Source organism: Proteus sp. PR00208 (assembly GCF_016238545.1).
GTDB lineage: Bacteria > Pseudomonadota > Gammaproteobacteria > Enterobacterales > Enterobacteriaceae > Proteus.
Map to the genome: position 1 here is coordinate 59,930 of NZ_JAEHQE010000008.1, position 15,069 is coordinate 74,998.

9 protein-coding genes, 1 tRNA gene and 1 pseudogene are annotated in these 15,069 nt (G+C 35.7%); 5 read left to right on the plus strand and 6 right to left on the minus strand.

Translation table 11 applies throughout. The features are described from left to right. Window positions 1-261: 261 nt before the first annotated feature. Complete coding sequence (gene lptF / locus JEP36_RS07690) at window positions 262-1,359, plus strand: LPS export ABC transporter permease LptF (RefSeq protein ID WP_198620205.1); 1,098 nt, start codon at window positions 262-264, stop codon at window positions 1,357-1,359. Continuing rightward, a complete protein-coding gene (gene lptG, locus JEP36_RS07695) occupies window positions 1,359-2,438 on the plus strand; it encodes an LPS export ABC transporter permease LptG (RefSeq protein ID WP_196533526.1) in 1,080 nt (359 codons plus the stop codon). Before lptF ends, lptG begins: the two co-directional genes overlap by 1 nt. A 66-nt stretch (window positions 2,439-2,504) precedes the next feature. Here lptG and ampH read toward each other — a convergent pair whose 3' ends face one another. Continuing rightward, on the minus strand, window positions 2,505-3,734 hold the full coding sequence (gene ampH, locus JEP36_RS07700; RefSeq protein ID WP_198620204.1) for a D-alanyl-D-alanine-carboxypeptidase/endopeptidase AmpH: 1,230 nt from the start codon (window positions 3,732-3,734) through the stop codon (window positions 2,505-2,507). A 1,472-nt stretch (window positions 3,735-5,206) separates the two neighbouring features. Between ampH and JEP36_RS07705 the strand changes: the two genes are divergently transcribed. Further along, window positions 5,207-5,291 (plus strand) — tRNA-Leu (locus JEP36_RS07705). Window positions 5,292-5,414: 123 nt separating this feature from the next. Beyond that, window positions 5,415-5,659: pseudogene (locus tag JEP36_RS17760) on the plus strand (tyrosine-type recombinase/integrase); the annotation flags it as partial. Window positions 5,660-6,104: 445 nt separating this feature from the next. Here the strand turns inward: JEP36_RS17760 and JEP36_RS07715 are convergent. From JEP36_RS07715 to JEP36_RS07735, 5 genes are all read right to left on the minus strand, one after another. Next, a complete protein-coding gene (locus JEP36_RS07715; protein ID WP_198626344.1) occupies window positions 6,105-7,166 on the minus strand; it encodes a fimbrial protein in 1,062 nt (353 codons plus the stop codon). A gap of 9 nt (window positions 7,167-7,175) precedes the next feature. Beyond that, entirely contained in the window at window positions 7,176-9,689 is a 2,514-nt protein-coding gene (locus tag JEP36_RS07720; RefSeq protein WP_198630044.1) for a fimbria/pilus outer membrane usher protein, read from the minus strand. Window positions 9,690-9,707: 18 nt separating this feature from the next. Further along, window positions 9,708-10,388, minus strand: coding sequence for a fimbrial biogenesis chaperone (locus JEP36_RS07725; RefSeq protein WP_198626342.1), 681 nt, complete (start codon window positions 10,386-10,388; stop codon window positions 9,708-9,710). Between the two features lie 58 nt (window positions 10,389-10,446). Continuing rightward, entirely contained in the window at window positions 10,447-11,019 is a 573-nt protein-coding gene (locus JEP36_RS07730) for a fimbrial protein (RefSeq protein WP_198620195.1), read from the minus strand. 647 nt (window positions 11,020-11,666) lie between these two features. After that, window positions 11,667-13,469 carry a sigma-54 interaction domain-containing protein gene (locus JEP36_RS07735; protein ID WP_198630045.1) on the minus strand — a complete coding sequence of 601 codons (1,803 nt, stop codon included), beginning with the start codon at window positions 13,467-13,469 and terminating at the stop codon, window positions 11,667-11,669. A gap of 364 nt (window positions 13,470-13,833) precedes the next feature. On the opposite strand from JEP36_RS07735, the gene dpaL reads away from it, so the two are divergent. Next, window positions 13,834-15,051, plus strand: coding sequence for a diaminopropionate ammonia-lyase (dpaL, locus tag JEP36_RS07740; RefSeq protein WP_198620193.1), 1,218 nt, complete (start codon window positions 13,834-13,836; stop codon window positions 15,049-15,051). Window positions 15,052-15,069 lie beyond the last annotated feature (18 nt).

Below are 15,069 nucleotides of genomic sequence, written 5' to 3' on the forward strand. Positions count from 1 at the left end.
AAACGGAAAGTATCGTTTAGAATAGTGATCCGCATTAATCTACCCCATAGAAAGTTTACTTTTTATGTTAAGCTAAATGCATTAATTGAACACAACTAATTTAGCTAACTTATAAGCTTGTTCTTATTGGGAACCTGTTTATAGCATGTTTTGATATCATTTGGGCTGCAAGAATGTCTAACTGAGATGCACAAATGATAGATATACAACGAAGTTAGCGATTTTCCTGCAAAAAGACAAGTTTTCACAGGCATAACTAGCGTGATTATAATTCGATATTTAGCTCGGGAAACCCTTAAAAGTCAGATAGCCATCTTATTTATTTTGATGCTTATCTTTTTTAGCCAGAAACTGGTTGAAATTTTAGGGGCTGCTGTTGAAGGTAACATTCCTACAAACCTCGTGATTTCTCTGCTGTGGCTGGGAATTCCTGAGATGGCACAGCTTATTCTTCCATTAAGCCTTTTTCTTGGGCTTCTGATGACTTACAGCAAACTTTATGTTGAAAGTGAGATAACCGTCATGAATGCGTGCGGAATAGGTAAAAAAGCATTAGTGCAAGCTGCACTGTTGCTTTCATTACTCACCAGCGCATTAGCCGCAGGAAATGTCATTTGGCTTATTCCTTGGTCTTCGGTGCATCAAGAGCAAGTCCTTGAGGATGCTAAAGCAAACCCAAGTTTAGCTGCATTGATGGAAGGGCAATTTAAAATGTCCAGTGACCGCAATATGGTGCTCTATCTTGGCAGTGTAAAAGGGAATCAATTCCAAGATGTATTCCTTGCACAGTTGCGTCCAACACAAGATCAACGTCCTTCTGTCGTGGTGGCAGATAAAGGCTATACCAAAGAATTACCTAACGGGAATCAGATAGTTGTATTAAGTGAGGGTACTCGCTATGAAGGTACGGCTGTGCTACGTGATTTTCGTATTACCGATTTTAATGATTACCAAGCTGTTATCGGGCACCGTGAATCTACCATTAGCAGTAATCGTGTAGAACAAAAAACGATGACTGAACTTTGGCATTCAAATGAAACTGAGTCTATCGCTGAATTCCATTGGCGTTTAACTTTGATTTTCTCTGTTATCATTATGGCGGTGATGGTCGTGCCTTTAAGTGAGGTAAACCCACGTCAAGGTCGCGTATTAAGTATGCTACCTGCCATGTTGCTTTATCTGGTGTTCTTCTTACTACAAAGTTCATTGCACTCTAACGGTGAAAAAGGAAAACTGGACCCTCTAATTGCAATGTGGAGTGTTAATGGTGCTTATCTTGCCTTGGCTATCTTATTGAATATTTGGGATACCTTGCCTATGCGTAAATTCCGCGCTCGCTTTAAGAAAGGAGTTGCCTGATGTTTGGTGTACTAGATAGATATATCGGGCGTACTATTTTACAGTCGATTTTGATGACACTGTTTTTGCTAGTTTCACTATCTGGCATTATCAAATTTGTCGATCAACTCCGTAAAGTAGGGCAAGGGGATTTCACCACACTGGATGCGGGTATTTACGCCATTTTAAATATCCTTAAAGATGTGCAGATTTTCTTTCCTATGGCGGCATTACTTGGTGCGTTATTAGGATTAGGCGCATTAGCAACGCGTAGTGAGTTGGTGGTGATGCAAGCATCGGGATTTACCCGTTTGCAAATTGCAGGCTCGGTAATGAAAACCGCTATTCCCTTGGTACTATTAACTGTACTGATTGGCGAATGGGGCGCACCACAAGGTGAACAGTACGCACGTAACTACCGTGCCGAAAAAATCATGGGTAACTCTTTAGTTTCGACTAACCGCGGTATGTGGGCTAAAGATGGCAATCAATTTATTCATATCAACCGAATAAAGAGCCAAAATGAGATGCAAGGCATCACACTCTATGATTTTAATAATGATAGAAAACTAGAAACGGTACGTTATGCATCAAGTGCAACCTACGATGTGAATAAAAAAACGTGGATGTTGAAACAAGTTGAACAGTCAGATTTAACTGATCCACAAAAAATCACAGGTAAAAAACAGGTATCACTTGAATGGCCAACACGATTAACGCCAGAAAAATTAAGCGTTGTGGCGTTAGATCCAGATGCATTATCGATCAGCGGGCTTTATCAGTACGTTAAATATCTAAAACAGAGTGGGCAAGAGTCAGCAAACTATGAGCTGAATTTCTGGAAAAAAATCTTTGCTCCAATCTCTGTTGCTGTAATGATGTTAATGGCATTGTCATTTATTTTTGGCCCATTACGTACTGTACCAATGGGATTAAGAGTTTTAACGGGTATCTCTTTTGGTTTCTTATTCTATATCGTCAATGAAGTTTCAGGACGATTAAGTTTGGTTTATGGCATACCCGCAGTGATTGCCGCATTAGTACCGGGAATACTCTTCTTAACGTTGAGTTTATGGTTATTGATGAAGCGTAATCGCTAGATAACATCAGACTGAAAAATAAAAAGCGCCTTATTAGGCGCTTTTTTATTGCTATTGAGTATGCGATCACTGATAAAAATCTTTTGCTAGCGCACGAACAAGAGCATTAGTACCCTGAGTTACTTCACTAAATTTAGTGCCGTTAGGTTTACGGGTGATCACCACAAATACACCGATATTTAATTCAGGGATGGTTGCCATATAAGTATTAAACCCACCGCCGCCACCTGTTTTTTGGTAAATGGCCGGAACACCATTGGCGGGAGCCATATAAACCCAGCCTAAACCCACGCCATCAGCACGACCCGCTACATCCATCCCTTCTATTGAAGAGAGTCGATTACGAGGAAAGTAAACAGACTGCTCTTTACTTGCTGTTGCCTTTCGCATGGCATTATGAGAAGTCAAAAAGCCTTGCATCCAACGTTGCATATCGGCAGGCGTAGAGTACACACCACCACTTCCAGCTGCTGCAATGGTGTCAGAGCATGGGCTTGGTTTATATCCTACTAATAGTCGTTGGCATTGTGCTGGAGTCGGCGTCAATGTGGTATTCGTCATGCCTGCGGGCTGAGTGACATATTGTTGTAAAAGTTGAGGATAACTTTTACCTGATGCTTTCACCAAGGCATCCGCTAATAGATCGTAAGCGAGGTTTGAATAAGCTGCTTGTTCCCCAGCGGTAGATGTCAATGTCGCCTTTTTCAACCAGTTCCAGCGGTCGCCATGCGTTGGCCATATAAAAACAGGTCTTCCCCATTTTCCACCGGGTTGTTCTCGTGGAAAACCACTGGTGTGACTCGCTAAATGATAAAGACGGATAGGGGATTGAGCGCTGACTAATGGAATGTCTACACCATAGTAACTGTATTTTTGTAGTGGATCGGTGACTAATAATTTTCCATCATCTTGTAACTTTAATAGCACTTCACTTGTCATCAACTTAGTAATTGAAGCGATACGAATAAGCGAGTTCATTGATGGTGCATTGCGGCTTTCAGGTGTTGTCGTCCCAAAAGAACGATTCAAGGTTTGAGAGTTATTGATCATGACAATAACCATGCCTTGAGGATTACTCTTTTGATAAATCTGTGAGGCATATTTATCAAACAGCGCGCTTGCATTGCTTACATTAGGGCTTAATGCCGTAGGCCATTGCGTTAACTCAGGCACACTGTTCTGTTGATTTAACATAGAAGGTTGTGTCGCTGGTGGTAATGACGAACGTTGGCTACACGCATTCAATGTCAGTAAAGCGATTGGGATCATAAGATATTTTAGAAAATGTTTTTTCATTTTTACTTTCAACAGAAGTCAGTGAGGTGAAAGGAATGCGATCAACATAAAATGGTTTATGTTTTAATTTGGTGCCTTTCTTATCGCGTTATTTTTTCTTTATCATTTTTAATACGGCACCTAAGATAATACCAACAAATATGCCCGTTATAATCCAGCCAACAATGCCCATAACACCGCCTTCTAATCAGATTTAAACCAAATTTTGATTATATTATCAGAAATAAGAATGTCTATCAGTGCAAGAGTCAGTTATCAAAAAGTTGGCATTAAATGTGTCAAATTGTCTCTAAGAAAAGGATAGTGGAGAAAAACTGCATCATAAAAAGACATTTTTCTCATGTTTCTCCTCTAAAAGTGAGGTAAGTATTACCGTTAAGTTACAATCTTCCTCAGTTACCCTAGTTTTTAACCCTATTATTAGATTTTCTTTATTATTAAGTTAGGATATGTATATCAAGAAAATGTTAATGAATGGTTTTTTTATTCAATAAATCGCTTTTAGATAACGTATTCATCTTTAATTTATCTTATTTTGATGAAATTATGGTATTATGTAAAGATAATATAAGAGTGTGACATATTTTGTAATAATTTATTGATTGTGAGATTGTGAAATTAAACTTATTATAGCTTCATCAAGTCGAGAGACTGAGAATATAAGAGTTATAGAGCAAAGATAACACAGCAATAATAGAGTGAAGTAATAAGAAGGCATATTATAAAATAGCCTCTTCAATAATAAATAAGTTATATATTAGTCGTAATATTTCAACACCATTATATTAAATAGTAGTACATTCGTTTTAGATGTAATAAATGCCTTTATATTAGATAGTAGTACCTTTGTTATAGTAGTAAATAAGTACCTTTGTGTTAAATAGTAATTTCCTATGTAGTAGTAAGAAGTATCTTATTAAAGTAGTAAATCCTTTATATCAATAATATGCAGTATAGATAAAGAAGTACATTATATTAATAAAACATAACTACCTTCTTCCTCACACCAGGGAAGAAAAGGGCAGTGACGCTACAAAAATAATTTATAGTCATTAAAATAAAATTAAGCCCTCGTTTAGCAGTACTGTCGGATCAAAACACTAACCCAAGTTTTGATCCTTTTTTTATTTATCGATATATAAATTAAAATATATCGTTTAAATAAGTTAGTTTTAATGAATTTATATAATGACGATATAATCTTTAAAAGAGAAAAAGATAAGATAAGAAAAAAGTAGAAATAAGATGGCGAATAAACTTAGATACAAGAATAACAAGATAATTGATTTATCGATACAACATGATTAAATCATTAACGATAGATACCTAGATGCAACTTATAAGTCGTGTTTTATGATAGCAACAAACCCCAAATGCACTTTTTTTCGCCAATCAAACTGAAAACTAACAATAATTGTTGCGAGGGTTCTTCACGCAAGTATAATGGGCAGGTTTTCCAGACACACTTCAGTGCCGGAGTGGCGAAATTGGTAGACGCAGTTGATTCAAAATCAACCGCCTTCGGGTGTGCCGGTTCGAGTCCGGCCTTCGGCACCAAAAATTAGACGCTAAAAGTGTCTTTTTTTATGCCTAAATTTTATGATTTATAGGGCGTTACCTACCTTTTGGTTTTTCAAAGCATCCTTCTGCTGAATGTGAGGAGATAAATACTTACATCACGATTCAAAAATGCATACTCCTCACTGAGTGCCTTTAAGCAGACAAGCCATTGAGATCTTAAAACAGATCTATCAATTCAGTGGTAATCATAAATTGATCTTTATCGGTGACCATAATCCTAGAAAGCCTATGAGTGAAAACACGGTAAACAATGCGTTACGTGTGATGGGCTATGAAACTAAAACGAAGTTTGCGGACATGGTTTTAGAACAATGGCGTGTAGCTCGTTGATTGAGTCTGGATTACCCAATCAAGTCCTGAAATAACTGAGTCAAAAGTATTATAGAAATAGCCATTAGGATTACGACAGCCTTTGTTAAGTGCTATTTCTAGCTCGCCAATTTTTTTCCATATTGCCACAGTACTTTTGCTGTTTATTCATATACATAAGGTCTATTTCTGAGTAGATAATAAAAAAATACAGCAGAGCCACATAAACTCGTTCCACCTTGATTGGGATAATCGAAATGGTCTAAACGCATTTTTAATTCCATCTAAAATAGGCTTTTTTAAAAGGGAACTTTAATGCTTCCCACTAGATACTCTTTTGCAATAAATTGCCTCTCAGGTACAGTGAATTGTAATTTTATGGTGTTATCATCTTCATTAACTGGTTTTGTTTGTCCACTTGATTCGAAATAACAGGAAAATTCCCTTTTTTGATTAATAGCATACAATGCGCAGTAATAACTAATTAAACTCCAATACAAAATTTGCAGTGGCATTAAGTTTGCCGGGTTTAATATCATCACCATAACGATAATATTCTGCTTTTAGTGGTACGCTATTGCTGCCACTGGTTAAATCAGCCAGTGGAACAAACTGGTTATTAATTAACACAGTATCACCACTTGAAGGGGATGAAACAACAAATCCTACACCTTTGGCATTATTACTGTCGCCTTCATTATCAGGTTTGATAATGGTTTTTTGCCCGTCGTAACTTGTGGTGTTATGCGCCATTAGTTTAATTTTAGCGGAAGCATTACCTGTGCAATTTATTCTCAGATTATCTTCAGCATATTGATTATCACGAGGAAACCCAATGCTAGAAAATGCAGTAATAGGCATTTTAGGCAAATTCATTTCAAGGTTCGTATTTTCTGCACTACAAGATGTTGGCGCGCTAATAATATTTACGGATAGGCGATAACTAAAACCAACAGCTGTTGTACCGCCACCTGAATTAAAGCGATTAATTAATATAGAGCCAATATATTGAGTCGTAAAACGCTGGGATTTAGGGTTATCTTTGGTGGAGTAAACAATAACGGTAGCATCCCTTGTATTAAGTTTAGGGCTGTTAACAGGAACTTCTTGTCCTGGCTGACTTCTAAATGACAAACCTGACTCATTTTCAATTAAAACATAAGCATAATCATCTAAGCCTGTAATATGACCGTTACGTACAACATAATAAGCAGGTCTGCCATCGATATCCATATAATAGGTTGGCATTACGCCACTGGCTTCGCTATATGTTGCATAAGCATAGAACTCAGCTCCATCTGGGCAATCAGCAACGGCGACATCAGAGCCATCACGCTTAAATGTAAAACGTGCGATCTCTTGATTCTTTTTAATCATTCCTTTTAGTTCAATGGTGCCACCTCTCGCATCCATCGTGCCATGTTTAATACCGCCATTATTGACACAATCAGGCGCGGCATGACTGTAAAAAGAGAGGGTAGATAAACTAAGAATAAAAATTAGAAATAATAATTTATTCATTTTATTTTTTAAGTTAGTCATTTTATTTCCTTATTTACACTCAGTATCTAAAATATATAAACCATTAACTGGCGCTTTATTATTAATGTCATAAATTGCATGGCAGGTTTTTTGCTCACCATTAATTGTCCACGAAACTTGAATATTGCCTTGTGGTTTATTGGCAACAAAATAGAGTTGATGGAAGCTTGCGACTAATTGCGTATCATCGTTATCAATTTCAGCTTTAGCACCCATAGGGATGGTACTTTTATCTGGTGTTTGTAATGTCAGTAGGAATTTAAAGCCTTTTTTAGCATCGAAATCAGCCAGTACTAAAGCACCTTTTGTTGGAACAATATTACTAATAATATTATTCGAAATTTCAGTATCACTCGGAATAGAATTGGTATTAACACTAATGCTATTTTTTTGGTAAGGTGACATTCCAGAAATAACTGCTAATCCACTATTATTCGTTTTAATAGACTGACCATTAATGACTTCTACACCAGAGGTATTTTTAGTCAGTATTAATGCATTCGTCTGTTGCAATGAAGGGGCAAATACTGCGCCATATTGTGTTGCAACTAATGCACCACTAATACCGTAGTTAATATTTTGCTTATCTTGAGTATACGAATAACCCGCATTAAAAACAGCGCTTTGTGTTTTGTAAGAGCCATTTAAACCACCGCTATAATTAACACCTTTATTACCATAGCCTTGATAAACATCCCAGTTTGCTTGGTTTTTATCACCATAGGTTCCACTTAAACGTGCGGTCTGTAATACTTGGTTATCATTGTTCGTTGATATACCGTAATTAGCCCAAATGTAGTTTTCATTCCATGAAAAAGGAATACTGACATTCATACTCAAATCATGGCTATTTTTTTTATTACTCTCGTTATAACGACTACCATCGTAATAAGTGTAATAAACGCTATAGTTAACTTTATTAATAGCGCTATTAAAACCCATATTATAAGAATGAACGGTTTTACCACTAACGTACTTATAAATAACTGAATTTAAATTAATCGAAGCGTTATTAGAAAATAAAGGTTGATTAATCGAGAGCGTATATTCATTTTTTAACCCATTGCTTGGATGGTATTTGCTGTCTTTGTATTCCATCGCTTGAGTAAAATTGAGAAAATTGGCATCGAAGTGACGATAACCGACTAACGAAAGAGTCGTATCTGTGACTGATATATTTTTAGAATAATTAACTCTAAAAGCATTGCCATGTAATGAATCATTGCCATTGTTAGTGGAAGATTTCGCATACAATAAATCAGTGGTGATCGCGCCGTAGCTACCTAAATTTACCCCAGTACCCACACCAACAGATTGATATTTTTCACCAATAAGTACGCCGCCATAAAGGGTGACATAGTCAGTTAAACCATAGAAAGCTTCGGTCTGAACAACATAAGCGCCATCCCCGCTATTATTACCGTCGTATTTACCCGTTGAGAAGCTATATTTTAATTCACCTTTTCTTTCTAGATTGGCAATAGAGGAGAAAGGCACAATAAAATTCTTTTCAGAGCCATCCGCTTCAGTAACGCTGACATGTAAATCTCCGCCGCTGTTCATCGGATAATAATCAGTAATATTAAAAGGCCCAGCGGGTACACTGCGTTTATAAATAACTTGGCCATTTTGGGTGATAGTGACGATAGATTCTGTATTAGCAATACCCGAAACGCTAGGTGCATAGGTTCTATTTTGTGTCGGTGTCATTAGTCTATCGGTGACTAATTTAATTCCTCTAAATTTTACTGAATCAAAGAGTTGTGAAGAGGTATAGAGATCACCCATCATTAATTCACTATTAATACTGGTGATCGCTCTGGAAAGAACATTACTCAATGTATTCCATTTTTTCTCGCCATTTTCATTCTTTGTCCAGGTTGAATAGTTATTAAAACGCCAAGGACCTAAATTAACTTGGGTTTGAATGTTGCCATAATAGCTATCCGTCGTATTACCCTGACTACGACTATTAAATGAAGATAATGCGTAATTAACTAATAATGCAGGAATACCTGAATCCCAGTTTTTTATTTCATTTTCTTTTAATCTATCTTCATTAACATATAATTGTGGTAATGTTAGAACATATTGTTTTTTATTTAAATCTAAATAGCCGTTCGCATTATTGATCTCGTTGAGATTAATAAAATCATTATTTTTGTTTTTATTAATCACATCATAAGGAAGATCAACACCAGCTTTATACCACTCTTCTGCTGAAAGACGTGGCGCTAATATTGGGTTACCCTCTTTATCTTCCATCAAAATAAAATCAAAGTCGCGTGTTAATACGCGATTATCATTGATAAAAAGAGTAACTTTATAGTGACCTGGGGCGATATTATTCTCTCTAAAGACATTTAGATCTTCATTTGTCACTTGTTGAGCGCTTCCTTCAATATTTAATAGATTAGCAGGATAATAGTCATTTGCTGATGTATTAAAAGAAGTGAATAAAGCGCCAGCAATAAATAAATAGAGTGGTGATTTATTAAAATAATTATCCTTTATTTTTTTCATATTGAATAATATCTCTTATTATAATGCGAATTCCATTGGAAGGCTTTTTCCAAAATCGTCGATATAAAATAATTTTATTTTTTCTTTACCCGATAATGTTTTGTTAACGCTAATAGTGGTTTCTGATTTTGGCGAAAGAAAACTGGGTAATTGTTCAATCTCTCTTCCATCAATAAAGAGTTTGCTAATATTAATAAAATAAGGTGAGCTATTTGATACTACAAGATCGTTATTCTTTGGTGACCATTTTAACTCTTTGATTTCTTTTTCAATATTGTCATTTTTTAGAGATTGTGGTCTGTAAATTAACTTAATTCTATTTGTCATTGAATAACGCAGAACATTTTCTAAATTTTCATTGCTTGGTGCGACAAACTTAACATTGATCCAATACATGGATTCAATATCATTAGGCAGTGTTGTATTTTTAGTGACTTGTAGTGTATTTTTTTGTTGCGACATTAATTTAATTAATGGTGGAGTGATCACAAAATCTTGAGTGAGTTTGCCATTAAGATCTTCAACCCAGGATTGTAATAAATAATTAGTATTTTTATCACTGTTAAATGCAACGAAACCTTCATTTTTATTTGTTTCATTATAAACAACGCGAGTTGTTTCTAAACCAAATCCAGCAAAGCTTGATGTTATTGAGCTGAATATTAACCCCAGTCCTAAAAGTGTTTTTTTAAATTTCATCGGTAAATACCTTTTTAATAAAAGCAGGTTAACAGGATTATTAACCTGCGATTTTTTATTATTGATAAGTCAATGTATAATTCAATGTTGCATCAGCACGGCCAGCTTCTACGTTATTGCTTGTACTAACGTATTTAGCAACAAAATAAAGTGTTTTAGATTTAAGATCACCCGTATCTTTAATTTTATATTCTCTCGTTATATTGAGATCGAAAGGTGTGCTCAAATCATCTCTATCATAAATATGGATACCAACATTTTTTGCTGTATTCGAACCATTAGGATCATCTAAGGCTAAGATTTGATCTGAGCTACTATCTGTTTTACCTTCTAGCTTTAATTTTACAGTACCTTGTGGTGGGCAATTAATTAAAGAGATATCTAATTTACCATTACCATTAGCTCCGCCAACTTCACTACCGGTACGATCAAATTCACTTGTTGCATAACGTCCCATATTAACGTTACCGTCAGAACCGGAGCCATTAATATCAATGGTGCAAGTAGATGAATAAATTAAACCTGAAAAAGAAATTTGTCCTGTTTGCTCATCAGCGAAAACTGTTGCACTTGCCGTTATTGCTGAAATAAGAAAAGCCATTGGAAGCAGTTTTTTTGTTAAAATAGGCATTTTTAACCCCTAGTGATTGATATAAAAAGTATTTAATAAATCATATTAATCGCTATTTTTTTACAATTAGTCTGTTATTACTATTTCTTAATCAATTAAAGGTATACTGCAATATAAGCACGTTGAACAGATTAACTTAATAGTAAATATAATCTTAATAAAATAGGTTTTTAGTATTAATCATAAAATTTGCAAAGCATTTTCATTATTTTGCTTTTTATCATTAATATTAAAATTTAATATGAAAATTCACTTCAGTTTTTGTGTAAACGGATTATATGTAGTTTATTTTTTGGTGTCTCATGCACAGTGTTACAAAATTTGCTTATGTAATATGAAAAAATCATTAATAAGATAATAGATTTAATTTTTTTTATTATTTATTTTCAATTGGTTATGCTTTTGTGGGGAGTTATGGATAAAACGTGATAGTTTAAATTTACTTTATGGAAAATATATTTAGTTACAAATTCTATTAAGTTTAAAATATTATGATGACAATACTTTATAAAAGCTAGTCATTAAAAGAATGGTTTCTAATAATATATATAGAGTAATTAATGAAAATAATTCTTATTAAGTATATTATATTAAATTAAATCTATTGATTAAATTATTAATATTCAAAAAATCATCTTAAATATCTTTTATCGTATTTTTATTTTCCTATATAGAGTAGCAATGCTTATCCCTAAAATTTCTGCCGCTTTCTTCTTTCCTTCTAATGTTGTCCCTGTTTTTTCTAATATGTTCATAATGGTTTGATACTCTGATGTCTGATTTTGAGTTTTGAGAAATTCTTGTGCGTTTAACGGTTGATTTTTATCTTTATTATCTGTTTTAGCTGCCGTATAGATACCACTGGTTTTTTCTTTTTCTAAAGGATCAGAATGAGGTGTTTCTAACAAATAAGGTGGAAGGTGGCTGAGGTTTAAATCCACTGTATCGCCTTGCATAACATACATATATTCAATCACATTACGTAGCTCTCTGATATTGCCCGGCCAATCATAGGAATATAAGTAGTTAATAACAACGTTGGGGATCTTTGCAGCAGGCCGTTGATAGGTTGAAGCCAGATCATCAGCAAAGAATTGTGCAAGTTCTGCAATATCTTCTCGGTGATCACGTAATGCAGGTGTATGGATCGGAACAACATTGAGGCGATAAAATAGATCTTCACGAAATTGTCCTTTATTTACCATTTCACGTAGATCTTTGTTGGTGGCAGCAATGATCCTTACATCAATATTGATCATATTATTAGAGCCAACACGAGTGATGCTTTTTTCTTGAAGAACACGTAAAAGCTTGGCTTGTAGATGTAAAGGCATATCTCCAATTTCATCTAGGAAGAGGCTTCCACCATGTGCCAATTCAAATTTACCAATACGTCCTTTAGGATCAGCACCACTAAATGCACCGCGTACATAACCAAAAAGCTCACTTTCTAGTAGTTGTTCTGGGATTGCTGCACAGTTAATAGTAATAAAAGGTTGCTTCGTGCGTAGGCTTTGTTGGTGAATAGTGTAAGCAACCACTTCTTTACCTGAACCGCTTTCTCCGGTGATAAGTACGCTGGCGTGGCTAACAGCAACTTTACTTAACATGCTTTTTAATTGGAGCATATTTTGTGAGTTGCCAATTAAAGGGGAGTGAGGATTTTCATCAACCGATAAGGTATTCACCTGTGTCATATAATCGCGGGCATCATGGAAGATAACCATTGTGAGTTGGTCATTATCAACAGATGAAAAGGTGATTTTTTTACACAGAACATGATAGCGTTGTTGATTTAATATTAGCCATGCTTCTTCATCACCATAAAGAATATCGCCAGTCATATCGATATCAAGAGATTGCCCAATTAATTCACAATCAAAAAAACGTAGAGCAGAAAGATTGGCATGCCAAATTTTATTTTGGCTATCGATTGCAATCACACCTCTATCCATCACATCAATCAAGTTTCTAAAAGTCCCAAATCGCTCTTGCTCTCTAAGCCTTTCAAGACATTCAAAAATACGACTTGAAATCATCTCCGAAAACTGTTCGATAAAGGTGATAAAGGCTTGTTTTTGTTTCATTAAAAACATCTTTTGTTCTCGGTTAGAACAAATAATGCCGATTACACCAATCACTTGGTTATTGAGAAAAATTGGCGCATTGAGATCAAGTTCTTCAGTGCAAGTTAATCGGTTTTGACACAGTTGGCACAGGCTATTTTCTTTGGGATCTTCAATCAAAATGGTTTTTTGTACTTGCAGTACATGGCGATAAATATGCCCATTACTAGAGACATCTTGATTGAGCATATAGCGATAACGCCCTGTACCTGCAATACGAACCAAGTTGTTATCAATAATTTCAACATCGGTACCAGTGATACCAGCAATGGCATCGGTGTACTTGCTGATTTCATCTTGTAGAGTACTTAGTAATGAGTGCATCACATTCTCACCTTAAAATTATCAATATTGATAATAAATTATCACTTCGCATTTAGAGTATTAAATTTAATTATTATTTATTAGTTAGTTATGTATTTTTTGTATAAAGCTCACACAGTTTCTTATTATTGATAATTTATCACCTAAATAAAACCGCCTAGATCACAGCTTTTCTGTATCATTAATTTCAATTCTTAATTGTTAAAACAATAAATGTATTTTAAATCAAATGGTTATGTCTTTATTAAATGCTTTTTGAATGAGTTGGCATACATATTGCGATATAGGAGATAACCCTATGTATTCCGATTAATCGCGATATTGGGTTATCGCGAATTTTAAAGTGTGATTAAGAGGTAATTCCATGCAGGAGCAATTGCAGTACCTGATTAACCAAAGTTCATTTACGCGAAAACCAACCGCTGAGCTTGCCCCTTTTCGTTATGAAGAGTTAGTCAAAGCGTTAGATTTTCATAGAACTATTCCAGGATACGCACCTACACCGTTATTTCATTTACCCCAGTTAGCCAAAACCTTAGGGATTGGTGAGTTATATCTTAAAGATGAGTCTTTTCGTTTTGGTTTAAAAGCATTTAAAGCGTTGGGTGGTGCTTATGCGATGGCTCGCCATATTGCTGATTTCCTTGAAATGGACATAAGTGAATTACCTTATGAGGTAATGATCAGTGATGAGATCAGGAAAAAGTTAAATGGCGTGACTTTTGCGACAACCACTGACGGGAATCATGGACGTGGTGTTGCTTGGATGGCAAGACAGTTAAAGCAAAAAGCGGTGGTCTATATGCCAAAAGGATCATCACAAGAACGTTTAGATGCCATTTTGCGTGAAGGTGCAGTCGCTGAAATCGTTGATATGAACTATGACGATGCAGTGAGAATGACGGCTGAAATGGCTGAAAAATATGGCTGGATAGTGGTTCAAGACACTGCATGGGATGGCTATGAAGAGATCCCACTTTGGATCATGCAAGGCTATGGCACTTTAATGCTGGAATCTCTTGCTCAATTACATGAAGTCCCCCCAACGCATATTTTTGTGCAAGCTGGTGTGGGCTCTTTTGCGGGTATGGTGCAAGGCATGGTAACAGCTGCTTATGGCAAACAAGCACCGAAAGTGATTGTGGCTGAAGCACGTATTGCCGACTGTTTATATCAATCTGCGGTATCAGGGAAAGCAGATGCTATTCCTGTTGGTGGGGATTTACAAACAGTCATGGCAGGGCTTGCTTGTGGTGAAGCGAATAGTATTGGTTGGAATTTATTACGCGATTATTCAGCGGCATTTTTCTCTTGCCCTGATGCTGTTGCGACGAGGGGAATGCGGATTTTAGGAAACCCTTTACCCGGTGATCCGCACATCATTTCTGGTGAATCTGGTGCCGTGACAACAGGCTTGCTCTCTATTTTGATGCAATCACCTGTTTATCAGAGTGCAAAAGAAGCGCTGGGATTAGATGAAAATGCAAGAGTGCTTGTGATAAGCACTGAAGGTGACACCGATCCTGAGCGTTATCGCGATATCGTGTGGGATGGCGAGTTGCCTAGCTTCAAACAATTTTAAAAAAACAAATAAGTCTTT